Origin of the sequence: Methanoplanus sp. FWC-SCC4 (genome assembly GCF_032878975.1) — an archaeon.
Taxonomy (GTDB): Archaea; Halobacteriota; Methanomicrobia; order Methanomicrobiales; family Methanomicrobiaceae; genus Methanochimaera; species Methanochimaera problematica.
This window is the reverse complement of record NZ_CP043875.1, coordinates 300519-324672: the sequence shown is the minus strand read 5'-3', so window position 1 is coordinate 324672 and position 24154 is coordinate 300519. Positions and strand designations below refer to the sequence as shown.

Sequence of the window (24154 nt, the reverse complement as noted above, 5' to 3'; positions counted from 1 at the left end):
ATGAATTCAGGCGACAAGGTGTTCTGCACGTATGCGGACACAAGGCTAAAAGGCACATATATAACAGAACGTGACGGAAAAGCTGTGATAAAACTTGACAGCGGTTACAATATCGGAGTGGAGCCCGCTCTTGTTGAAAAATCAGAGTCTGTACCGGCAAAACATCCGGAACCAAAGAAGATTGAGCAGAATGAAAAACTCTCAAAACTCTCCATCATCTCAACCGGCGGAACAATCGCATCAAAGATAGACTACAGGACAGGAGCTGTCACAAGTCAGTTTGAGGCTGACGACATAATCCGTGCAATTCCCGGACTAAAGGACATTGCATTCTTCAACGCACACGTCCCTGCAACAATCCTTTCTGAAAACATGACTCCGACAATCTGGAGGACTCTTGCAAAGACCATCTATGACGAGATCAATTCAGGTGTTGAGGGAATTATTGTAACACACGGAACGGACACACTTGCCTACTCGGCAGCTGCAATGAGCTTTATGGTAGAGACTCCTGTTCCTGTCATCTTTGTCGGGTCACAGCGTTCCGCCGACAGGCCCTCAAGTGACAATGTGATGAACGGCATGTGCAGTGCGGCTGCGGCAAAATCGGATCTCGGTGAGGTGGCCGTGGTCATGCATGCAACGACAAACGACGACACATGCGCAATCCACAGGGGAACAAGAGTCAGGAAGATGCACACATCAAGACGTGATGCATTTAGAAGTGTGAACACCCCGCCTCTTGGAAAAGTGGATTACCCGTCACTTGACGTAAAGCTTGACAGCCACGCGGTCAGGAGAGGCACAAACGAGCCTGTCTTAAATGACAAACTCGAAGAAAAGGTAGGACTCATCTATTTCTACCCGGGAATGGCTCCTGAAATTATCAGGGCACATGACAGATACAAAGGTCTGATTATTGCAGGTACCGGTCTTGGCCATACATCATCAGCCTGCATCGATTCGATAAGAGAGCTTTGTGAGAACGGAACAGAGATTGTCATGACATCACAGTGCCTAAACGGCCGTGTATGTGACCGCGTTTATGATACAGGACGTGATCTTCTCGCCGCAGGAATCATCGAAGGCGAGGATATGCTCCCTGAAGCCGCCTTTGTTAAACTGATGTGGGTTCTCGGACAGGAAAATGATCATGACAGAATAAAGGAGCTAATGCAGACAAACCTTCGCGGTGAAACAGGAGGGTGTACACCACATGGATTATAAGGAAATTGGCCTGAAAGCCGGAATTGAAATTCACCAGCAGCTTGATACAAAGACCAAGCTTTTCTGCCGCTGCCCGACGGTTCTTCGCGATACCGCCGAGAAAAACGGTGAATTCCAGCGTTACTTAAGAGCGACAGAGAGTGAGATGGGCGAGATCGATCGTGCGGCAGAAGAGGAGATGAAAAAACAAAACCGCATCTACACCTATTACGCCTACGATACCACCTGCCTTGTGGAAAACGATGAAGAGCCTCCTTCACCGATGAATCCCGAAGCCCTTGACCTTTCACTTACCATTGCAAAGATGATGGGAATGAAACCGGTAGAGCAGATTCACATAATGAGAAAACTTGTGATTGACGGCTCAAACACAAGCGGTTTTCAGAGAACCTCACTTGTTGCACTCAACGGGAAAATCCCGGCAGGAGCACGTATAGAATCAATATGCCTTGAAGAAGAGGCGGCACAGCGTGTTGAGGGAGATACTTTCTCACTTGATCGTCTTGGAATTCCTCTTGCAGAGATTACAACCGCTCCTGACATGAATACACCTGAGCAGGTCAGAGAGGTCGCTGGATATATCGGAATGCTTCTCCGCTCCACAGGTAAAGTAAAACGCGGTCTTGGAACAATACGCCAGGATGTTAATATTTCAATCCGGGACGGCGCAAGGGTTGAGATAAAGGGTGTTCAGGACCTAAACCTGATTGACGAGGTTGTCAGGCGTGAGGTCAAAAGACAGCAGAGTCTTTTGTACATCAGGGATGAACTAAAGAAACGCGGGGCATGCGTTTCCGAAGATAAGTTTGATGTGACAGAGCTCTTTAAGGAGACAGGCTCTGCAATCCTGAAACGTGCAAAGTGCATACTTGCAATTCGTCTCCCCGGATTTAACGGCCTTGTGGGATATGAAATCCAGCCGGGGAGAAGACTTGGAAGTGAGATGTCAGACTACGCCAAAAAGTGCGGTGTCGGAGGATTGTTCCATACAGATGAACTTCCGGCATACGGAGTTACACAGGAAGAGGTTGACAAACTTCGTGAATTTGTCAGTGCAGAACCTGAGGACTGTGTAATTCTTGTAGCAGACACAAAGAAAAAGGCAAACTGTGCAATAGGACAGATCATAAAGCGTGCAGGCATGGCATTTGAGGGAGTCCCCGAAGAGACCAGAAAGATGCTTGAAGAGGGATCAACCGCATATATGAGGCCACTTCCGGGCGCTGCAAGGATGTACCCTGAAACAGACGTTCTCCCGGTTAACATTACAGGGAAATACTGGGATTCACTATCGATTCCCGAGCTTTTAACCGAAAAAGAAAAACGCTTCTTTGAAGAACTGGGCCTTGACCCTGCACTTGCAAAGAATATGGCATACTCTGTGAGGTGCACTCTTTTTGAGCGTGCAATCGAAGAAGGCGTCAAACCAAACCTCGCTGCAAGAACTCTCTATTCAACATTAAGAGAGTTGAGGCGTGAAGGAATTGATACAAAATCCATCAGCGAAAGTGATATTCTCGATATCCTAAAGTCTGTGGAAAAAGGTGATACGGCAAAGGAGGCAGTTCCGGATCTTCTTCGCGCAGTCTCAAAGGGCGAATCCGTCACTGATGCCATGGAAAAGATTGCACCTTCTATTTCAAGGGAGGAGCTTACCGAAATGATTCAGAATATATTAAAGGAGCGTTCTGATTTCGTAAAAGAACAGGGCATGAGAGCCCTGGGCCCCGTCATGGGTGTTGTGATGAAGGAAGCCAGAGGAAGAGCTGACGGTAAAGTCATTAGTGAAATCCTAAAATCAGAAATAAAAAATATGCTCTGATTTTAACAAATTTTTGTATTATAAGAATTATACCCTTTATTTTTCACCCATCCGGAATTTTACCAAAGAAAATATTACCAAAAGATCCTGATTATTCACGCATTGATTTCCAAAAGGGGGAAAGACTTTTTTATATGTATAGCATTTACACAAAATTAATTCAGATACCGCGGAGCTGATAATATTATGAAAATTACAAATACCCTGGATATTCCTGTTCATAAAAATCCGCATGATGTGGATGCACGAAAAATTTACGAGACAAAGGATGCAACGGCAGTTGTAATCACCCTCCAACCTGGAGAATCCTTAAAGAAACACAAGACACCCGTAGATGTATTTTTCTATGTTCTCGAAGGAGAAGGTGTTGTTGAGATCGGAAACGAAAGGGAAACGGCAGTAAAAGACACAGTGATAGAGAGTCCTGCCAACATCCCTCACAGGTGGTTCAATGACAGTCCCGAGCCTTTCAGGGTTCTTGTTGTTAAGGTGCCCAGTCCGGTTTCACAGACAAAACTCCTGTAATTATTTTTTTTATCCTGACTTATACAAATTCTTTGAGACAGACACCCGGATTTGCCGGAATTCTTTTTTTTCAAATAATGCACAGGCAGATAACCGGCGGAAAAACATTATCTGTTCAGTCGGTTATTTCAGGAATATGAATATCCGGGGGAAATTTCATGACACAGGAAGATAACCTGTTTGAATCTGTTAAAATACATATCTGCAAATGTTCTGTAGAGCTTGAATTAACTCCCAATATCGAGGGGATTCTAAAACAGCCCATGCGCGAACTTCATGTTTCACTTCCGGTCAGGATGGATGACGGCACAATTAAAACTTTTCAGGGATTCCGGGTTCAGTATAACAACGCAAGAGGGCCGGCAAAGGGAGGAATAAGATATCATCCGGGAGAGAGTGCGGATATAATACGGGGTCTTGCGGCAATAATGACATGGAAGTGTGCGCTTCATGATCTGCCTCTTGGCGGTGCAAAGGGAGGCATCATATGCAACCCGAAGGATATGTCCAAATCCGAGCTTGAGAGACTTTCACGGGCATACATGAAATCGATGCTTGATTTCATAGGTCCTGATATCGATATTCCGGCACCTGATGTGTACACAAACAGTGAAGTAATGGCATGGATGCTTGACGAATACTCAAAAATCACAGGTAAGGCCAACTTCAGCGTAATTACAGGGAAACCGATTGGAGTAGGCGGTTCAAAAGGAAGGGAGGAGGCAACAGGACGCGGGGGATGGTATGCTATAAGGGAGGGTGCAAAAGAAATCGGACTTCATCTTGATTTTAAAGGTTCAGAACAGGAAAATATTCCGGATCAGAAAAAACTGACAGTCGCCATACAGGGGTTTGGGAATGTCGGTTATCACGCGGCACTGCTTGGAAAGGAACTTGCAGGATGCAAAATTGTTGCAATTAGCGACAGCAGGGGAGGCATATATTCAAAAAAAGGCCTGAACCCGAGGAGTGTTATTGAACACAAAAAGGAAACGGGTTCGGTTTTGAATTTTGCAGGGGCAGAAAACATCTCAAATGCGGAACTTTTAGAGCTTGATGTGGACATACTGATCCCGGCAGCCCTTGAACACGCGATAACAAAAGATAATGCCCGCAGAGTTAAGGCTAAAATCATTGCTGAATTTGCAAACGGGCCGATTACGAATGAAGCGGAGGACATTCTGCTGGATATGGGGATTAACATAATTCCGGACATTCTCTGTAACGGCGGAGGGGTGATTGTATCATATTATGAGATGGTGCAGAATCTGAACATGGATAAATGGACTGAGGATGAGATTTTCAGACGTCTTGATGAAAAAATGACCATGTGTTACAGGGCGGTTATAGGGGCGGCAAAGGAGTACAATATTTCCATGAGAAAAGCGGCATATACGATTGCGGTTTCACGGGTTGTAAAAGCTATGAAATACAGGGGATGGGTATAAATCCCTGATTTCAGTTGCCATACATGTTGATTAAACGGATTAGTTCGGCAAAACCATCCATTTCCATCTGTAAAACCTCATTTTTGGTCATACCCATGCTTGTTTCGGCATCAGCAGTGAGCATGTCAGGCCCCCTTATTACGACTCTGCTGACACCATCTGCGGAGAGAACTTCACAAGCCTCTTTTTCATGAACGAAGGCCCTTCCGGGAATGATTACGGTGTTTTCGACACGGCTTAAATCCACTTCCCTAAGGTCGTCTATTGTCATCAGGCATGCAATCTCTTTTTTTGTTCCGACTACCCAGGATTCATTGCCACAGCCGTCAAGGATTTTCTGTATGGCCCTTGCCGCGATGCTGCCGGTTATTATCGTTGCCTTCTTTGTGACTTTCGGGAGTTTTTCAACCAGTTCAGGTTCATCGGTGAGGGCAAAGGGAGAGCCGATTTCAGGATCACCAAGAGGTGTTCCGTTGATTTTCATATTGTATTTTGAATTTAACCGTGCGACAATTTTACCGAATTCACGGACGGTGTGGAGCCTTTGTCCTTTTATGATGGGTGCATTTCCGAGTATAAGGCCCTGATCCTCCCTGTTTGCAAACCTCATGAGTATCATTCCCTTTGCACCGCACTCGTCAACCCAGCGGCATGTTTCCTCAAGGATTTCACCGTCATTTACCCCGGGCAAAACAACTGCTGCCGCATATACATCTATTTTTTTGCAGAGCCTTTTGAATACCTCAAGTGAGGCTTCAGGGGTAGGGTCTCCCATGTAATCGGCACGGAGCTTTGGATCACTCGCAAAAATCGTGAATGATATTTCGGTGAGGCCGTTTTCGACAAGGAAGTCCGCCATTTCAGGTTCGTCAAACCCTTTTCCGCTTGTATAGCCGATGTGCAGCGGAACCTGCATGCTGCCAAGGATTTCCATCAGGTCTTTGAATTCCGGATAGCATGAGGGGTCTCCTCCTCCGCTGATGGTGATTCTTTCAAGGTCACCGTCCATTATCTGAAGATTTGCAAGGATGTCATCAGCGACATCCTTTAAATCCTTAAATCCCTCGTATTTTTCACGAACACCATTTGTACAGTATTCACAGCCTTTGGAAAAAGGAAGGCAGTATTTACATCCGAATGCTTCAGGGCTTTCCTCTTTTTTGAGGCGCTTGAAATAACAGTATTTGCAAAACCCGCGGCAGTCAGTTCCGGGGCTCCCTCCTATGTCTACGGTAAGATGCGCCATGTTTGTGTCAGAATATTGTTTTGTCAGTTTTCAGGGATTAATTGGTAGGTTTTCACAACAGGTTTTTGAAAACACAAAAGATCAAACCATAATATTTTTTATACTTAAAGGTCAACCTAAGTAGTGCGCCTCAGTGGCTTAGCGGCATAGCGGCTGATTTGTAATCAGCAGGTCGGGGGTTCAATTCCCTCCTGAGGCTTTGGTAATAAAAGGTTCAATGCCTTCTTTTTTCAGATATCAATAATACGATACTAATTAGTTTCTTATAATACAGAGTTTTAAGAAAACAATCATGAATCTTAGTTGTATATTTGATTCAAACCCGGAAGGCTATGATAGATGGCGGCCACGATATCTGCCTGAAGTATTTAAGGATATTATTCAATATGCCGCAGTTTCAAAAAACAGCCATGTTATAGAAATAGGTGCAGGTACAGGACAGGCAACACTTCCTTTTCTGAGAACCGGATGCACCATAACGGCAATTGAAATAGGTAACAATTTTTCTGACTTTTTAGAAGAAAAATACAGAGATCTTTCTAATTTTACGGTTGAAAACATATCATTTGAAGAATATCAGGGCGAAAAAAACAGCAAAGATCTCATATATTCAGCCTCTGCTTTTCACTGGATTAAAGGCAATACAGGATTTATCAAATCATATGATCTTTTAAAAAACGACGCAGTTCTCGCCATATTTCAAAACACTCCTGCAATAGATAATTTAAGCAAAGAACTAAACGATGATATACAGGAAATATATGCCAGATACATGCCAAAATCAAAACAAAAAAATGCGAAAAAAGATCATTACGACAATATAGAAGAAAAATTGCAAAAATTTGGATTCAAGGACATTGTTTTTAAAAAATATTACACTAAAAGAGAATTTAATTCTAAAGAGTATGTCAGCCTTTTAAACACCTACTCAGATCACTTAAAAATGCAGCATGAGATTAAACCTAAATTTGAATCAGAAGTCACAAATTCAATTGAGAATCACGGAAACTGCATTAAAATTCAGGACACAATTGATCTGTGCATGGCAAAAAAGCTATAAATGAATGAATATGGACTACTAAAAAGAAAATATCGCAATCATATTTACCACGACTCTCACACTTCCCGATCCAATAATCGAGTGCAGCGGTAATCCTTGGAATATCGGGTGCAGCCCTTGTCGCTGCGAAAAGTTCGGAGTTCAGACGTGCCGGGTTTGCCTGCCGGATTGTCGGAAATTTCATCTGGGTTTTGGAATTCGAAAAATCTCAAATTCAATAAATCGTAAAGGATTTCAAAAGCCTTTTTTCTCAAAGAAATAATTCATATCTATGGATTTATCTCCAGAATGGGTTCAAGCAATATTTGCGATCATCCTTGTAATAGTTACAATTGCATATGCTATTTCTACCAGTAAATTAGCTAAGGCATCTGCAAAACAAATTGAATATATTGGAAAAGAGAATTATCGCCGCGTAATTGTTGACATACTCAAAAACACATATTGGTTAGTCAATGAACAATTAGAATCCTGTAAATATTCCTTAGAACATGGTAACCTGAGTTCCTTTTTATCACCATTAACACCATACATTAAAGGACAAACTCGCCCTCCTGATGAAATCCTAAAAAAATATAACGAGAAATTTTTAGAATATTCAGAAAAATATGATAAACTCTTGGATGAAGGAAAAGGAATAATTAATCACTCATTTAAAAAATTTGAGATATTTAAAACCCAATTTTCTGATTTATGCCATAACTTAGGAAAAGAAGATGAGAAAGCAAAATATGGCATCGATGTTTACCTCAACCAAATGTTTGCCTGTATAATAGCATCATCAAATTTAGAAGAAACACATGATATATATGAATTCTTTATAAAAAACAGAGATACTCTTTTGAAATTCCTTGTTGAAAATGGATTTTCAGAAGATATGGAAAATTATTCTCAAATAAAAAAAGAACTCGTACCAGTAATTGATAATTATTTAGAACTCCTTGATAATCTCTTTGAAGAATGGAAAAACGAGTATAATATCATAGATTCAGATTTTAAAGAACCCAAATTTGGTGGTTGGTAATCTCAGAAACCACCAAAAATTTTCATAAAAACAGCCACAACTCCACCTGCACCTGCACCGACTCCGGCATATATCTGCCTCTCCCAACCAGTCGACTCTGACCGGGAACCCTCAAGGCTTCGTATCCTGTTTTCGTGATCTCCGATAGACTCCTTCATCTCCGCAAGGGTCTTGCAAATCCACTTCACATCCCGGTTTGTTTCGACAATCATATCTCTGTTGCTTTTACTATTTGACAATGAAAAACACCTCTTCCTGATGAATTTATTTCCCCGTAAAGTCAGATCAATATTACTGCCACTCATATTCATATATGTCTGTCATAATCCGGATATGTTCAGGCAACAGCGGTTTTTAGGACAGCAAAGAGCTGCTTTAATAAACCACAGAATCCGTTTTGCAAAAAACGAACTTTGTCGGAGATGACGAAAAAATGGCTGACTTTATCGAAACAAATAACACAAAAACTGCAACAAGGGTTCTTGAAAACCCGATTGCCAATATTGCAACCTTTGATTCCATCATTTCAGATGTTATCGCAAACAACCCCTTTGAATGTATTGACTACGTTTCCGGGGGTCAGGTGATACCCGGAGTGACAAAATCAAAGCAGAGGTATACTGCGAAATTCATCTATGAAGATGATGACGCAGAGACTGTTGGAAGCATATCTGCAAAAGCTCCCAGCATAACAGAGTTTAACGGTGTAATCACCGAGATTCTTGCGAATACCAATCTTGAGACTGTAATGGGCGGAGATTGTGTCAGAGACGCTGCACACGATGCCTTCTCATGCACTCTCAAATGTATGGATGCGAATGGTGAGATCTACTATGTGGCCTTCACAAGAACCACTGTAAGACTGAGCTCATATGCTGACGATGCCATCCGCACCAATGTTGAGGCCTGGGCAGATACTGTCGCAGCGCTGGCCTAAAAAGACCATCGAATACCGGAGAGGGGCCTCCCTGCACCCCTCTTTCTAGGCCAAATACGCCTGATTTGGCCTTCTATTCCTAGATTCAAATACTTCCAAATCACCTCTATTCACGTACCGGGGGATAACTCCACAATATAGGGCCTTTTTTAAAATAAACCGTTAAAATAGACTGTTTCAACAGAGCCAAATAGAAGCCCGCTATTCCCTCAGACGATGTTTACCTATACCGGGCCTGAGATCATGCAATCTGAGGCTTCTGTGAGGATGCAAAAAAAGGCAATTTGGCCTTTATTTGAACATATTTAAGATTTGCTGTAATTTAATCTCTTTTAATAGAGTTTTGAAGTTCACCGCAAATTCTTATAAAAGGTGAAAAGAAAGAATCATTCATGATAACTCAGCAAGAGATCAGAGAACTTTTTTATCCACCGGAATGGATTCTCCGGTTCCTGACTCTTACACTTCTCTGCCTGGTTTTAATGCACTTAACAGAAATTCCTGAAAACTATAACATGCTTGTGTTTGTCTATCAGGCTCTGATAGTTGGCATTGTGATTATGTTTGTCATTCAGGGATATTGCATTTGGAATTTTTGGAGGGATCAAAAAGTAAAAGGAGTGAATAAAGATGAAAATTGATTCAACAATTCCTGTCGCATATGCCATGAATTCATCTCCAAAAAGATACGCTCTACTTCTAGGTGCTGGCATCTCAATCGCTGCAGATTATCCTAGTGGCAGGCAAATCGCAACAAAAATAATTCTTGAGATTGCCAAAGCAAAAGGGAAAGACGGTGAAATAGAAGGAGAACAAAAATACGAGGAGTGTATTAAATGGTTTGATGATGAATACAACGAGACAGCTACATTTGACAAATTACTCAATAAATTAATTGATGAGCGAATAATTCAAAAAGAATTACGTAGTGAAGGTTTACGCCCATTCATCTACCAAACAGATGAAGATGGCAACATTATATCAAAACAGACAACTGAAGCACATGAAATAATTGCAGAATTGGTAAAAAACAATATTGTAAGCCTAATTATCACTACAAATTTTGATAATCTTCTTGAAAATACAATTGAGAACAAAACAGGTATTCACCCAGTTGTAATCAAGGCTGATTCAGATCCTGCTCTGATGTCAATATTTCCAGATAAATGCAGAATTATAAAAATCAATGGAGATTTTCAGGATCTAAAATTAAAGATTACACCTGAAGACTTGGATAAATATGAGCCAGAAATTAAGGATTATATTATAAGAATCTGTTCGGAATATGGCCTTGTAGTATGTGGATGGTCGGCAGATTATGACATAGGTTTGAGAAAGATGATATCCTTTGACAATGTTCATAGATATCCAACATTCTGGTGCCTTCGTCCTGATGGCAAAATACCTGATGATGATACTTTAAAAGCAAACTTGAAACCTATACCTATTGAAATAGAGTCCGCAGATCAATTTTTTACAGACATTCAAACTGTAATCAATCGAATGCATTCTATTGACAAAACTCAACCACTTACAGTATCTATTGCCACAAAAAAGGTAACAGATGCCCTACAAAAACCCAAACCAGAACTGATACTCTCCCAGTTAATTCATAATCAAACTGATATTGTGTTAGATGAACTGGCTAAGGAGAAATATGTCCCTATCGGAACTGTTCATGCACCAGAAATCTTTATTCAAAGAACAAATTCCCTAACCGAAAAAACAAAACCACTTGCAGCAATGTTAGCAACTATCGCTTATTACGATGACTCTTATTATGAGCTCGTATATGACGTGATTGAAAGACTGATAAATATTCGTTTTTCTAACCCCTATGTTGGAGTGAACAACCTAGAACTCACAGGAATGGTATCAAAAAAGAAATTTGGTGAAAATCTATATAATCTCAGACATATTCCAGCATTGATTGTAATTTATTCATGCGGTATTGCGGCAACAAAGGGGAATCAATTTAATACTTTAGGGGCTCTGTTCTCTCCAAAACTCAATAAATCGAACAGTGGAACTAGATCTCCCTATTTTGAAACAGTAAATATTTCAAACATCACATCAATTGATTTTTGTGTATACATAAACAAACCATTTTTTGGTAAAATTGGATATTTCTATACCTTCATTTACGAAACCTGTCGTTCAATATTGAATGAATTAATTCCCAGCGATAGCAGATATCAAGAATATTATGATGTTTTTGAATATTTACTGGGCATTGCATATCTCTCGACTACAAATAGAGAACCAATAAAGATTCGCGAAGATCTTGAATGGAGAAAAGTATCCCCGCTTTACTCTAAACTATACCATGGGATAGGGGCCACCTCCCCTCCTGAGCCTTTCCCAGACTATATTCAACCATATTTCGCTAATATTGGCGGGAAAATTGAGGGAACAAATTTTTTTAATGGAGACCCTGAAAAGTTTGAAAGATTTAAAAGAAAAATCGAAGAAATCTTTGAAATCCAATCTCTGGATACAGGTATAGAATACCATGAGGGGAGAATTCTTTAGATCATTGCATAATCATTTTTGGCAATTGTCATCGTAACACTCCCGTGGAGCATGGCCGGCCATCGGCCGGTGATGCGGAGCGGGGTGCACTACACACACAGCCGGCAGGGGCCGAGACGAACAGGCAAGGGCCCTGCGGGCGTAACACAAACCAGCTCAACCGGAGAAAACAAGGCCGGTGTTGTGAAACGAGTTTTACGAGTGAACAATCCCGGCCGGTACAATAAAAAAAGAGAATTTATTCCTCTCCGCCCCCGATGAGGAAATCAGCCGCCCGCTTTGCATTACCTGTGGCCCGGATGACATCGACTGTCGAGCCATTTCTGATGTGACGGAGCCACCTAAAAAAAGAAGATTTGAGCTTTATACTCTCCAAACCCCTCCAGAGGTTTCTTTCTTTGTACTTATTATTAATCTGAGATTTTTTCAAGGCACTTATTTTGGTATCAATCCAGTGGATTTTTTATTTATTAATTCAGAAGAGCTCCAGCAACACACGGGGCCGGCTTAATAACAGCTTTAATAAATTACATTTTTAGTATGTCAAAAGCCACGAGGGAACCGCCGCCGGCACTACAAAGGAGACCGCTATCCCCCCGACAAACAGGTACTGCAGAATCTGCCCAAAAGCCAAAGACGCAGGCAATAATGGCAGAAAGCAGCAGAGAATCCGTTTGTCTCACCAGACCTTACAAGGCGGGAGCCGTATTTTCATCCAATAGCAAAGATTCCGGACGGGATAGACAACCCTTTAATTTTGGATGTATTGAAAACTCAGCGTGGAAAGTAAGCATTTATGGCCACAAAATTGATTGCATAAGTAATCTTAAGCAATCATTTATCTGATTTAACACTATAATTAAAATTGATTAATTATCTGGTTTTGTCATATGAATTCTGACAAATACTCCTATAAAAAAACAGAAAGAAAAGAGGAACTGGATACAATAGTTGCGACCCTGAATAAAAATTACACCCGCCTCTCACAGAAATACAAAATATCCGAGATCAGCGTAATAGGATCATATGCAAGAGGAGAACAGACAGAGAACAGCGATCTTGATATAATGGTCGACTTTTTTGAGCCTGTCGGATGGGAAGTGGTTGATCTAAGGGATGAACTCGAGGAACTGCTTAAATTAAAAATAGATCTGGTTCTTAAAGCAGGTGTAATTCAAAGGAAACGAGTGTATGACGGGATTTTAGAGGATATAGTATATGTCAAAGCGTGACATCACATTATTTCTAGAAGATATTACAGAGGCCGCCGGAAGAATTTCAGATTATATAGACAATTATTCAAAAAAAGAATTTGAAAATGATCAAAAGACCATTGATGCGGTTGTAAGAAACATTGAGATAATCGGAGAAGCTGTCTCAAACATACCGGAGGATTTTCGGGATAAATATCCTCATATTCCGTGGAAGAGAATAGTTGGAGTCAGGAATATTGTTATTCACAAATATTTTGGTGTTGATACCAACACACTATGGGTAATAATAAACGAACAGCTACCCGGATTTAAATCAGAAATCTCAGAAATAATTAACAACATTAAGAACGACTAAAATTTTTTTTATCTGGAGATCTCTTTTTCCGGATCCAGATATGATCTGATTCTCTCCCCGACATTCTTCCTCAGATTTCCATAAAATATTGCATAGTCATACATATGGTACACGCCCTTTGGGAATGTGACACTTGTTGCCGGAAGCTCTTTGGGATTTTTTATATCAGTAATAACAAGAGCATTGCCAGACACCTGTGCCGCCGCGAAATTCGGATACCTGTCAGGATTTTCCGGGTGCTCATGCTTAAAAAACACAGCTTCAATATTCATAGATGCAGGTGCAAATTCAGTATCCATACTCCAGTTAAGAGGATTTACTACAAAAGTTCCGGGAATTATGGTCGGGCCTTCCTTTTCCTTTCCTTCCTCATCAGAGATGGTATTGTATGTAATAAAGCAGCCAGTATCGGTTGGATTTTCACTGATCCTAATCAGGGGGTTTATCTCAAGATCGGATGGTGTTATCGAATACCCAATGACATAGGCAGCAACAAGTCGCTTCAGGGACTCAGAATCCTTTGTCAGAAGCTCTCCGGACTTTGATAGTTCAACCACCCTGACAGACCCCTGACTGTGGGCCGCAAGAATTATCGGTCTTTCTCCCCGGTTGAAATTCTTAAGGAAGTAGTCAAACGCTGAGATAAGGTCATGCTGGCCCAGGTCAAATATTGGTCGTGCATCAGTTAGCATCAGCGGGTTGATTTTGACATTGTTCTGCCGATAAAGCGGTGCGTAGATATTTGCCTGCCCGTCAAATATGCTGGCCTGTTCGACAAGCGTCCAGTATGCCCGGGCACGCAAATCGGGATCGCTTGTATCCATCAAATAAGTTGAATTATCAGAGAGAATTGTCGGATAAACCCAGAAAACATCAACAGGCTGTTTTTCACTGCTGAAATTTGCAGGCATCGAAAGCCAGCTTTCACGGCTGGTATAATCCGGAGCATCCGGAACATCCCTGTCGGGATCAAAAGGCGGCAGAGTCTGAGGAATTCCAAGTTCCTTCCCCCTCAGGTCCTCAAGGGTAAGCACATCTTCTTTTTTACGGGTTGAAACTGTTGTATTGCAGCATGTAAATAAGACTGCGAATACAAACAAAAGAGCCACACTGAGATTGATTATAATATTCATTCCTCCAAAATATCAGAATTTATAGTTAGCCTATATTTTCAAAAATTTTTATATTTTATGAATATTCTACGCCAAAAAATAAAGTCTAAATCAACTCAGCATAATTATATCCAATACAAAGAAGAAGCAAATTAAAATTATTAATCCAAATATAGGGGTTGATTTCCTAAAAACCAGGCCTCAAAATGTAAAGAATTTTTTGTATTCACCATCACTCATGGAGACTACACTGAAGAATACTCTACCCACTCACCTTTCCCTCCTGAAAAAAAGAAAAACTACGGCACCTGCAAAGCAGATCAGCATACAGAAAGCTCCAAACACAGAATAAAGACCAAAAGGCGCCCCGTATCCAAACAGAGAGACAACCGGCCAGGCAAGGACAGGTGAGAGGAACTGGCCGGCATAAACAGCAGTGTTCAGCCCGCCTACAAGTTTTCCACGGGATTCATCCGGAGCAATATCTGTGATCCATGCATTACAGATAGGGATCAGTAAGCCAAAACCTGCTCCGAAGATCACCATGCTGATAATTACCCCCGCATAAGTTGAGATCATAGAGAGAAACAGGTTTGCAGTGCCTGCAAATAAGAAAAAGAGGAGGATAAGATATTTTTTGTCAACTCTGTGTCCTTTACTCCGATACCAGAGAGTAATTCCAACCTGCGTCAGGTTCAAAACGGCGAGAGCACTGCCGGCCAGCACCGCTGAACCAATGCCCTTACCCCTGAGGAAGAAGGGAAGCTGGGTGGGCAGGAGATAAAAGATCACCATCCCAACAAAAATTAGGGTATAGATCAGGATGACTGTTTGCCTGTTCACCTCCTTTTTATTTTTCATGTTCTTTCCTGCGATGCCAACTTTGCATGCACGCAAATCGGGAACAAAAAAATAAGCAAAAGGCAGGATAAAAAGAGGGATCACATACAGCAAATAAGGGTAACGCCACCCCGCCTCAGCCAGAAATCCCCCCAGGAATACAAAGAACACACCACCAAGGCCCATAAAGGCCGTAATCAGAGCAATAAAACCTGTTCTCTCCTCTCCTTCAAAATAATCAGCGGCAAGGGAAAGGGTGCAGGTGGCAATACCAGCTACTCCTGCACCAAGCACAACGCGGCTTGCAAGAAGAATCCATATTGAATCAAGGTAGAGTCCACCAGTCCCCCCAAGGACATACAGCAAAAGTGAAATAAGAAAAACACACCTTCTCCCGATTCTGTCTGAGAGTATACCAACCATAGGTGAGAAAAGAATAATGCTCAGTGCAACGATGGTCAGCACAAGAGGAGCCAGAATATCGATGCCCTGAATGTCTGAGAAATGTTCCCTAAGTTCAGGAAGCGACGGCGAGATAATTGCACCTGCCATTACTGTCATCATCGATGAAAATAACAACACAACTTTTGTTTTACCGGTAACACCTGAGATCTGTGACTGAATAACTGTCATTTACTGAAAATCCCTTTTGAATCAAATACGATTATTGAAAATTAATTAAATTGAGGAGATCATTCTTCCTTTACAAGATCTCTCCAGATCGGACCATCAAAAACACCATCTTCTGCCTCCTTTTCCATCCTCACAAAGAGAGAGTATGGAACAGCAAAAGTAAGAATGTCATCACCAAGGGTCTTTCGGATATTTTTTCGTGCTGCAAGATCCGTAAACCCGATAACTGCACGCTGTTTTTCGGCTTTTGCTTCACGGTATACATATGCTCCAATCTGCTGACAGGCAGCTGCCGGAGGTGCTGTCACCGGTTCAGTCCCTTCACAAACTGAACCGACAAGAATTGTAAGTGCAGAGATCTGAAGCGGATTTACAATAAAGATAACCGAAACAGGTTTTTCATTACCATTTACTTCACTGAGTGGTTTGAGGATTACATAATGTTTCGGAATATCTACTGATGGAAATTCTTCTGTCATCCACCTTACTGCCTTCTCTCGGGAGGAATGAAGCCGCTCACCTTTAGTGAATTTTTCCTTCTCATTTTTTGGAACATGCTCAATAAGTTTTTCATATGAAACAGGATCTTTGGCACTCTCAGAACCCTTTGAAAAAAAACACGCCATGAATTCCACACCAGCACCACCAAAGGCATTATAGTAACCGTTGCCAAACCCAAATCCGGATATTGCCCCGGGACACCCAGTTGTTTCTGCACTAAAAACAGCAGTCTTTCCTTCAGCTGCAACTCTTGCAAAAGGGTACATTACACAGCTGTGGGATCCCTGACGAAACTCAAGAGCATCCTCCGGTTTTTCATTACTCCATAGAAGAGCGACAGGAGAAAATTCAGGTTTCATTTTTTCATTTATAATACACTTCATAATTGAACACTCCGACTTTTCTAGATTAGTTGTATATACAACGATATAAACTTAGTTGCGAAAGCAACTATTATCCCACATAAAAATTACTTATTAATTATAATATGCAGAATTCAGAAAATTACCAGGAAAACTGGATTAAAAACATAAATTCATCAGGTGCATTAATTTCCTATTTATACAGAACAAACCTGAACTTTCTCTCTAAAAAGTTGAAACCTTTCAATCTGAGCGGAGGACAATTTCCATTTCTAATGTCTCTTTATCATGATGGCACCGTTAACCAGGATTCACTTGCAAAAGCAAAAGGATATGACAAAACCACTACAGCAAGAGCCTTAAAAAAACTTGAAGATCAGGAATATGTCGTTAGAGAAAAAGATCAGGAAGACGGAAGGGTCAAACTGGTGAGAGTTTCTAAGAAAGGAATTAAAATACAACCGCATATGAAAAATTTATCTGAAGAATGGACTGAAATTCTTTTCAGGAATTTCTCAGACGATGAAATCCAGAAAGCCATGGAAATTATTAAAAAAATGTCGCTGAATGTATCTTCATATATGGAAGGGGAAGAAAACAAATGAAATTATCAGGGATACCCTGCCCTGCATAGTTAAAAAATATTAAAATTTTTTTTTACAGGAGATACACATATATTAATTTTCTGAATTTTCCAGGCATTTTTTTAAGAAAGCCACAAAATCATCAACATCCTCTTTTTTTGTATCAAATGAAGTCATCCACCTGACCACCGACCTTTCGCTATCGATAACATAAAAGGGATGTTCTTTCTGCATCATGGTGATGACCTTATCAGGAATTGTCACAAAAACAGCGTTTGACAAAACCGGGTAAACAAGCTTGACACCATCAAAGGACAACACCTTTTCAGCAAGATATCCTGCCATATTATTGGCATTAGCTGCATTGCAAAACCAGAGATCATCTTTAAACATTGCTTCAAACTGCACAGCAACAAACCTCATCTTTGATGCAAGCTGGGTTGTCTGTTTGTGAAGGAATCTAAAATCATCAGCCAGCCCCTCTTTAAAGAAGATGACAGCCTCCCCGTACATCATTCCGTTTTTGGTTCCGCCAAAAGAGAGAACATCGACACCCGCATCAACGGTAAATTCCCTCATAGGAACACCAAGAGCGGCAGATGCATTCGCAATCCTTGCACCGTCCATATGGACGGTCATTCCGTTTGAATGCGCATAATCACATATTTCCTTTATCTCATCAACCGAATAAAGGGTCCCAAGCTCAGTCGGCTGTGTTATTGAAACAACCTTTGGCTGTGAACAGTGAATATCTCCAAGACCTGTCATTTTTGATTTTATTATCGGAACAGTGAGTTTTCCGTCAGGAGTCGGGACACTTAACAGCGTGCATCCTGTAAACTTTCCGGGTGCACCGCACTCATCAACATTGATATGTGCAGTCTCCGGGCATATAATTCCATAATAAGGACGTGTAACCGTCGACAATGCCGCAACATTTGCGCCCGTCCCGGTGAATACAAAAAAGACTTCAGCCTCAATACCAAAATGCCCGGCAAAGCATAATTTAGCTGACTCTGTATAAGGGTCATCGCCATATGATAACGTGTATCCGGTATTTGCAGACTCCAGAGCCCGCATCACAAGAGGGTGAACGCCGGAGTTGTTATCGCTTTCAAAACTGTATTTGTATATTTTTTGAGTTGGGGAAATCATTCTTTCAGGCAACCTGGTTTTGATTATTAAAACGGTTAAATGAATAATAACAATTTGGATTTTAAAGTGTAATATCTGCTAAATATAACCGGCCTGATTTAAAAATAAATATTTACAAAAAGAATATGCAACTTAATTTTAAAATAAAAACTTTACAAAATAGTCTGCGCTATAAATAAAAAAACTAACAAAAAAGACTCAAATCTTCTAGCAGAACAATTGCAGCGTTGGACGGTTCCCGAGAACTCTCGTATCTCAGTACAACGTCCTACGTAAGTGGGCTTAACTGCCGGGTTCGAAATGAGTCCGGGTGTTGCCCCACTGCTATGGCCGCAATTGAACAGGAAACCAAAGATTTCCTGCACCTTCAAACTTTCTTGCGAAAGTTATTCAGGAAGCCAAGGCCCAGATTTGAACTGGGGTGGAGTCGCTCTGCAGGCGACCGCGTGGCCGCTCCGCCACCTTGGCAAACTTCCTTCTTATATTTGCATTACTTAAAATAAAAGATATCGGTTTTGACCTGATAAATTTTTGCAGGTCAGCTGTTAATTTTACACATCATGCTTCCGAGATCTGACAAACGAACAGAAATATTTCTTCCATATCTGTTTTTTATAATAAACCCGTTTTCTTCCAGAACTTTGAGATGATGACTAACGCGGCTTCTCTCTTTGTAAAACTCATCGGAATATTTCTCAATGGAAGGCTTCATCCTTACTATCAATTCATCAAGAGAATCCACCCCTTCGTCTATTGATAAAATTATGTGCATCTGCTCATCACGCAGGAAACAGACAGGAAGGGACGGGACATCAATGACCTCTTCAACACCTACCTCCTCATCATTATCATTATAAAGCGGAATAGAAGTGATTATTCTGGATTTGGTAATGGAACCGGCAATGTATGCAGCAACTGCAAATGTTCTCAAAGAACCGCTTATATTAATTATTACTTCGTTGCCTGACTCCTCTTCTTCTTTGATAATGCCGATAATTTGTATTGCACCGCGTGTAACATCCCTTTTGTCTACAAAAACAATACTGCTGTCAACAATATTGGCCAGATCGTGGCTGATATCTTCTGCAATCTTTCTGGACTTCTCTTCACCGCTTGAGGTCTGCTCCCCGACTACCAGAATAACTCTCCCCATAGGATAATCCCCAAGCATTCTGATGGAATCAATCAGTCTTTCCTTGTGGTGACCGACAAAAATTATGTGACTAACGCTCATGCTGAACGTACAAATTTTTTCCTACTATAATATAAAGTCATTTAAACACAGGATATTTTGAAATATTCGGCATGTAAATATTAATTTCTGGCACGATTTTTGCGTAAATAATCTTTCCAAAAAATGCATGATAAGAAATAACATTCAATAATTCGTTTTAATTAAATATCTTTTTTAACTATTGAGGTTATTTTTTAATTGGAGTTGTGTAATACAAACACAACGACCAGGAAAAAAGGAGTTATTAAAAATGTTCTGGGAAAATCTTGACTGGTGGAAAATGATTTTTGACTTTGTTCTTTCAATTCTTCAGATGTTTGTCTGAAAGACAACAAAAATCATAAAGAATTATTTTATTTTAACTAATTTTATAAGAAAATTCTAAAAAAGTATATTTTAAAAGATTTTTTAGGAATATTTATCAAAATGTTTTATCAAATACTAAATTCCCGTGAGAAACCAGATTATACCTGCTGATAAACTGCAAATTTCACTGATCACAGGCATTGCTGCTTTTTTTATCTATTTTATGATCTCATCAATAGTAATTGCAAATCCTGTAATTGGTCAGACTTTTCATCTAAATGCACAAATAATGGGTTTTATCATTCAGGCACATCTTCTCGGAATGATTCTCTCCTTAATTCCTTCCGGAAAAATCGGAAACAGATACGGACACATAAAAATTTTTGCCGCAGGCTGTCTTATTTTTGGAATCTCATCCCTTTTGTGCGGAATTGCATTAAACGGGGAAATGGTGGTATTCTTCAGATTCATACAGGGGATTGGAGACGGCATGATGGTTGCATCATCCATTGTCCTTTTAACAAAAACATACGGCAGAGGAAGCAGAGGCCGGTCGCTTGGCTTTTTCCTGTTTTCCGGCTACTCGGGATATATTACAGGAATGACCATCGGAACAATCCTAATAGAAAACACAGGCTGGAAAAGCATATTTTTTATCGCATTTCCATTCACAATTCTTGCAGGACTTGCCGCATTCAGATTATTCAAAAATTTTAAAAGTCCTGATGAAACAAATACCGACAAATTTGATATAATCGGACTTTTGGTGTTTTCACCATCAATAATGCTACTTGTCTTAGGCCTGTCAGACCTGACATCCCCATATTCAGCTTTTATCCTTATCCCCGGACTTACAGGGCTGGTTCTGTTTGGTTTATGGGAAAATCATTTTGAAAATCCGCTAATAAATTTATCATTATTTACCAATAACCGTTTATTCAAATATTCAATTGCAGCTGATATACTCTATTACATATCCATTGGCAGCATAACCTTCATCCTGAGTATTTATCTCCAGAATGAAATGTTAATCTCATCATTTTCAGCAGGATTTATTCTTCTCCCTGCATTTTTGACACAGGCAGTATTTTCACCTTTTGCAGGGCACATATCAGACAGAATTGAACCTAAATTTGTAACAGCAGCAGGACTGGCACTGATAATTATAACACTGATATATTACTCAGGAATAAGAGAAGGAACAGATATTATAACCATATCATCATTTCTGGCACTATCAGGTATCGGATTTGCTCTCTTTTCTTCCCCCAACAAAAATGCAATAATGAGCTCCGTTAACGAGGATAATTATGGTGAGGCTTCCGGAATTGCAAATACTTTTGAACAGACAGGGAACATCATCAGTATCAGCATTGCCACATCCGCCTTTACCCTGATGCTTGGAACATCTGAAATCACCAGTGAATTATTTTTGGAATTTACCAAAAGCATGAAGATAATATTTGAATTTTCAATATTGATCTGTATTCTGAATATAATTGTCTGCCTCCTTAGAGGCAATGTAAATACAAAATAGCCGGCATCATAAAAGCACATATTTGCCTGACAGCCGATTTTAAAAATTAATAATTTTAGATTTTAATAAATTATTCAAGACTCTTTTTTATATCATCAAATGTAAGAACCTCATAATTGAGAATTTTTTCGTTGTTGTCTATGTTAATATGTATATACAGCTCAAGTTCTGTATTTTCCAGTGCCAGAATATCCGGATTGCCTCCGGTTCTCAAAAATCCAAGAGAAGCCAGTTCCCCCATAACAATATCCAGATCTGTATAATTTGAAAATACCAGTTTTACCTTTTCAATCAGATCCTTTTGCTCATGAACCCTGATTACCATAGTCATATAAAAATACTTAACAATATATACATTTTTCTGAAATTTTGACGGATAGAGTTTACTGCCACCATATTTCTGAATTTATCTTAATACATCTCTTTAACAAAAAATGGATTTATTTTTTACCCATTTATTTAATAAATAATAATTGCCTATTTCTTATTACTAAAAAAATTTGGGGGATTAAAGGCTGATCAAAATACTTTTGGTGGATTCTGATAAAAAACGAATCTTAAATACTGAAAAGTACATCAGACAATCCGATATTTTTAATATCACTACTGCAATTCACGACGAATATGCAATAGATGAGATAAATAGTGAATTCTTTGATGTCATCGTTTATTTTACATCTGAAAATTCCGATCCGGAAATGATTCTGGATGAGATATCTTCCGAAAATTCACTTTTTATTTTAGTCACAGAAAATGAATTCAGCTACCAGGTCCCTGAAACAAAGAAATGTAAAATCGTGGAACTTACGGCCGGTAAACTCAACGATATTGATTTTTCAGACTTTATTGAACACTCCGTCTCCTTATACAAAATTGAAAGGGCTCTGCTTTTAAATTCCAAAAAAAATAAACTATTTTTTGAGAATGCTCCTGTTTCAAATGTGATTCTTGATAATTCGGGCGCAATAATTGCATCCAATAAAAACTGGAAAAAAATATCCGGCTATACCGATCAGGACATAAATGGAAATTTGTTCTCAGGTCTGCTTTCTGATAATGACAGAGAAACCTTTAACAAATTCCTGAATAATGTCACAAAAGAAAAAAAAGAAAACAAAATTGAATTAAAAATAAAAAGAAAAAACAAACAGGAAATAAGCTCAATCATTTATGCTGCCCCTCTCCCTTATCAAAAAGAAAAATCCGGACAAATATTATTCTCAATAATTGATATAACGCTTAAAAATGCCTCACATCAGGGACTCATTAATAAAATGCGGATCTTTGATGCCTTAGGCTCCTCAATAAATTATCTGACCAAGACAAATTCTATTCATCAGGATCTAAACAATATTCTAAGAATTATTGGTGTATCACTTGACTCATGCAGAGTATCACTGTTCAAAACAGATTCGGGAGGATTTATCAAAAAATATGAATGGACCAGCAAAAACTATGACTTTCTTCCTGACAGTGAAATTTTAATCAAAGAAATTGCTGAAAACTGTGATGAAGAGCCAATATCAGATAAACTTACATCAGAACCTTTTTCCATTTATATTGATGACAAAACAGATAACCCGAATAATGAAATTCTGAAAAGAAACGAAATTTCATCATTCATTTCAATACCTCTAAATATTAACAATGAATTCAGAGGATTTCTAAAGGTCGATATATGCAATGAGAGAAAAGAATGGAATCAGGAAGAAATTGATGCTCTGACTGTATCCTCAGATATTATCGGACTCATACTGGGATTAAAACATTTTGAATTAAAAAGCAGAAGGATACTTGACGGTTTTGTTGATGCTGTTGCTATAATTGAAGATGACGGAAACATAAAGTACGCAAATGAGAAGGCCAGGGAAATTTTTAGTATATACAATAATTACCCCGAAAAAGAGAATATCAAAGATATTTTTCCAGAAACAATTTCAAAAAAATTAACCGCCAACATAAAAGAGACACTCAAATCAGGCAAAACAATATCAAATGAATTCCATATCCTAAAAAATAACTCTGATTTATGGATGAATATAATAATTCAAAAAAATCAGCATTCAAAGATCAAACAGAATATAATTCTTTATGGAAGGGATATAACTGAAAAGAAAATTTTTGAGAACAGACTTCTTTTAACCCAGTTATCTGTTGAAACCTTTCCGGATTTTGTGTATTATGCAGACGAACCGGGAAATATTGTATATTCAAATAAAGCCGCATGCCTTTTTGGGGGATATTCAAAAGATGAAATTTTGGAAAAAGATATTTACGATTTGGATGGTTCATTCACCACGGATACATGGAAAAAACACTGGAACAGGCTGAAAAAAGAAAAAAACATCATTCTGAATTCAAAACATAAAAAAAGTACAGGTGAATCATACCCGGTTGAAATTGCATATTCATTTGTTAAAATGGGAACCAGTGAATTTTTGTGCATGTATGCACGAAACCGGTCAGATGAAGAAAATAAAAAACCCTGAAATCGCTTTAT

21 protein-coding genes, 2 tRNA genes and 1 rRNA gene are annotated in these 24154 nt (G+C 39.6%); 14 read left to right on the top strand and 10 right to left on the bottom strand.

Annotated features, from left to right (window positions below; all coding sequences use genetic code 11):
- The 4 genes from gatD to F1737_RS01505 all read left to right on the top strand — a co-directional run bounded on the left by gatD (position 1) and on the right by F1737_RS01505 (position 5022).
- On the top strand, positions 1-1227 hold the full coding sequence (gene gatD / locus F1737_RS01520) for a Glu-tRNA(Gln) amidotransferase subunit GatD (protein WP_317137018.1): 1227 nt from the start codon (positions 1-3) through the stop codon (positions 1225-1227).
- Positions 1217-3049: a Glu-tRNA(Gln) amidotransferase subunit GatE gene (gatE, locus tag F1737_RS01515; protein WP_317137017.1), complete on the top strand. Its 1833-nt coding sequence runs from the start codon at positions 1217-1219 to the stop codon at positions 3047-3049. Before gatD ends, gatE begins: the two co-directional genes overlap by 11 nt.
- Before the next feature lie 186 nt (positions 3050-3235).
- On the top strand, positions 3236-3574 hold the full coding sequence (locus F1737_RS01510) for a cupin domain-containing protein (RefSeq protein ID WP_317137016.1): 339 nt from the start codon (positions 3236-3238) through the stop codon (positions 3572-3574).
- 158 nt (positions 3575-3732) lie between these two features.
- On the top strand, positions 3733-5022 hold the full coding sequence (locus F1737_RS01505; protein WP_317137015.1) for a Glu/Leu/Phe/Val family dehydrogenase: 1290 nt from the start codon (positions 3733-3735) through the stop codon (positions 5020-5022).
- A gap of 10 nt (positions 5023-5032) precedes the next feature.
- On the opposite strand, the gene mmp10 is transcribed toward F1737_RS01505, so the two are convergent.
- Entirely contained in the window at positions 5033-6268 is a 1236-nt protein-coding gene (gene mmp10, locus F1737_RS01500) for a methyl coenzyme M reductase-arginine methyltransferase Mmp10 (protein ID WP_317137014.1), read from the bottom strand.
- 127 nt (positions 6269-6395) lie between these two features.
- On the opposite strand from mmp10, the gene F1737_RS01495 reads away from it, so the two are divergent.
- The 3 genes from F1737_RS01495 to F1737_RS01485 all read left to right on the top strand — a co-directional run bounded on the left by F1737_RS01495 (position 6396) and on the right by F1737_RS01485 (position 8352).
- Positions 6396-6467, top strand: a tRNA-Thr gene (locus F1737_RS01495).
- Positions 6468-6560: 93 nt separating this feature from the next.
- On the top strand, positions 6561-7328 hold the full coding sequence (locus tag F1737_RS01490) for a class I SAM-dependent methyltransferase (RefSeq protein ID WP_317137013.1): 768 nt from the start codon (positions 6561-6563) through the stop codon (positions 7326-7328).
- A 271-nt stretch (positions 7329-7599) separates the two neighbouring features.
- On the top strand, positions 7600-8352 hold the full coding sequence (locus tag F1737_RS01485; RefSeq protein WP_317137012.1) for a hypothetical protein: 753 nt from the start codon (positions 7600-7602) through the stop codon (positions 8350-8352).
- Between the two features lie 2 nt (positions 8353-8354).
- Here the strand turns inward: F1737_RS01485 and F1737_RS01480 are convergent, their stop codons facing one another.
- Positions 8355-8591, bottom strand: coding sequence for a hypothetical protein (locus F1737_RS01480; RefSeq protein ID WP_317137011.1), 237 nt, complete (start codon positions 8589-8591; stop codon positions 8355-8357).
- A 158-nt stretch (positions 8592-8749) separates the two neighbouring features.
- Between F1737_RS01480 and F1737_RS01475 the strand changes: the two genes are divergently transcribed.
- The 4 genes from F1737_RS01475 (at position 8750) to F1737_RS01460 (ending at position 13390) form a co-directional block, all read left to right on the top strand.
- Positions 8750-9289 carry a hypothetical protein gene (locus F1737_RS01475; RefSeq protein ID WP_317137010.1) on the top strand — a complete coding sequence of 180 codons (540 nt, stop codon included), beginning with the start codon at positions 8750-8752 and terminating at the stop codon, positions 9287-9289.
- A 630-nt stretch (positions 9290-9919) separates the two neighbouring features.
- Complete coding sequence (locus F1737_RS01470) at positions 9920-11821, top strand: SIR2 family protein (protein WP_317137009.1); 1902 nt, start codon at positions 9920-9922, stop codon at positions 11819-11821.
- A gap of 890 nt (positions 11822-12711) precedes the next feature.
- Positions 12712-13053 (top strand): nucleotidyltransferase family protein, encoded by a 342-nt coding sequence (locus F1737_RS01465; RefSeq protein ID WP_317137008.1) that lies wholly within the window; start codon positions 12712-12714, stop codon positions 13051-13053.
- Positions 13040-13390, top strand: coding sequence for a HepT-like ribonuclease domain-containing protein (locus F1737_RS01460; protein WP_317137007.1), 351 nt, complete (start codon positions 13040-13042; stop codon positions 13388-13390). The genes F1737_RS01465 and F1737_RS01460 overlap by 14 nt, the downstream gene beginning before the upstream one ends.
- Before the next feature lie 8 nt (positions 13391-13398).
- Here F1737_RS01460 and F1737_RS01455 read toward each other — a convergent pair whose 3' ends face one another.
- The 3 genes from F1737_RS01455 to F1737_RS01445 all read right to left on the bottom strand — a co-directional run bounded on the left by F1737_RS01455 (position 13399) and on the right by F1737_RS01445 (position 16859).
- Complete coding sequence (locus F1737_RS01455) at positions 13399-14523, bottom strand: DUF3089 domain-containing protein (protein WP_317137006.1); 1125 nt, start codon at positions 14521-14523, stop codon at positions 13399-13401.
- A 249-nt stretch (positions 14524-14772) separates the two neighbouring features.
- The gene (locus F1737_RS01450) at positions 14773-15975 is read right to left on the bottom strand and encodes an MFS transporter (protein ID WP_317137005.1); all 1203 of its coding nucleotides are present in this window, start codon (positions 15973-15975) and stop codon (positions 14773-14775) included.
- Positions 15976-16034: 59 nt separating this feature from the next.
- Positions 16035-16859 carry a DUF169 domain-containing protein gene (locus tag F1737_RS01445; protein ID WP_317137004.1) on the bottom strand — a complete coding sequence of 275 codons (825 nt, stop codon included), beginning with the start codon at positions 16857-16859 and terminating at the stop codon, positions 16035-16037.
- 104 nt (positions 16860-16963) lie between these two features.
- Here F1737_RS01445 and F1737_RS01440 point away from each other — a divergent pair, with 104 nt between their 5' ends.
- Positions 16964-17443 (top strand): MarR family winged helix-turn-helix transcriptional regulator, encoded by a 480-nt coding sequence (locus F1737_RS01440; RefSeq protein WP_317137003.1) that lies wholly within the window; start codon positions 16964-16966, stop codon positions 17441-17443.
- 72 nt (positions 17444-17515) lie between these two features.
- Here F1737_RS01440 and F1737_RS01435 read toward each other — a convergent pair whose 3' ends face one another.
- The 4 genes from F1737_RS01435 to F1737_RS01420 all read right to left on the bottom strand — a co-directional run bounded on the left by F1737_RS01435 (position 17516) and on the right by F1737_RS01420 (position 19811).
- Positions 17516-18577, bottom strand: a complete 1062-nt coding sequence (locus F1737_RS01435) for a threonine aldolase family protein (protein WP_317137002.1) — start codon at positions 18575-18577, stop codon at positions 17516-17518.
- A 216-nt stretch (positions 18578-18793) separates the two neighbouring features.
- A 5S ribosomal RNA gene (gene rrf, locus F1737_RS01430) occupies positions 18794-18915 on the bottom strand.
- Between the two features lie 58 nt (positions 18916-18973).
- Positions 18974-19045, bottom strand: a tRNA-Cys gene (locus F1737_RS01425).
- Positions 19046-19115: 70 nt separating this feature from the next.
- The gene (locus tag F1737_RS01420; RefSeq protein ID WP_317137001.1) at positions 19116-19811 is read right to left on the bottom strand and encodes an HFX_2341 family transcriptional regulator domain-containing protein; all 696 of its coding nucleotides are present in this window, start codon (positions 19809-19811) and stop codon (positions 19116-19118) included.
- 451 nt (positions 19812-20262) lie between these two features.
- Between F1737_RS01420 and F1737_RS01415 the strand changes: the two genes are divergently transcribed.
- On the top strand, positions 20263-21654 hold the full coding sequence (locus F1737_RS01415; protein WP_317137000.1) for an MFS transporter: 1392 nt from the start codon (positions 20263-20265) through the stop codon (positions 21652-21654).
- A 70-nt stretch (positions 21655-21724) separates the two neighbouring features.
- On the opposite strand, the gene F1737_RS01410 is transcribed toward F1737_RS01415, so the two are convergent.
- Positions 21725-21985: a hypothetical protein gene (locus F1737_RS01410; RefSeq protein WP_317136999.1), complete on the bottom strand. Its 261-nt coding sequence runs from the start codon at positions 21983-21985 to the stop codon at positions 21725-21727.
- 202 nt (positions 21986-22187) lie between these two features.
- Between F1737_RS01410 and F1737_RS01405 the strand changes: the two genes are divergently transcribed.
- On the top strand, positions 22188-24143 hold the full coding sequence (locus F1737_RS01405) for a PAS domain S-box protein (protein WP_317136998.1): 1956 nt from the start codon (positions 22188-22190) through the stop codon (positions 24141-24143).
- Positions 24144-24154 lie beyond the last annotated feature (11 nt).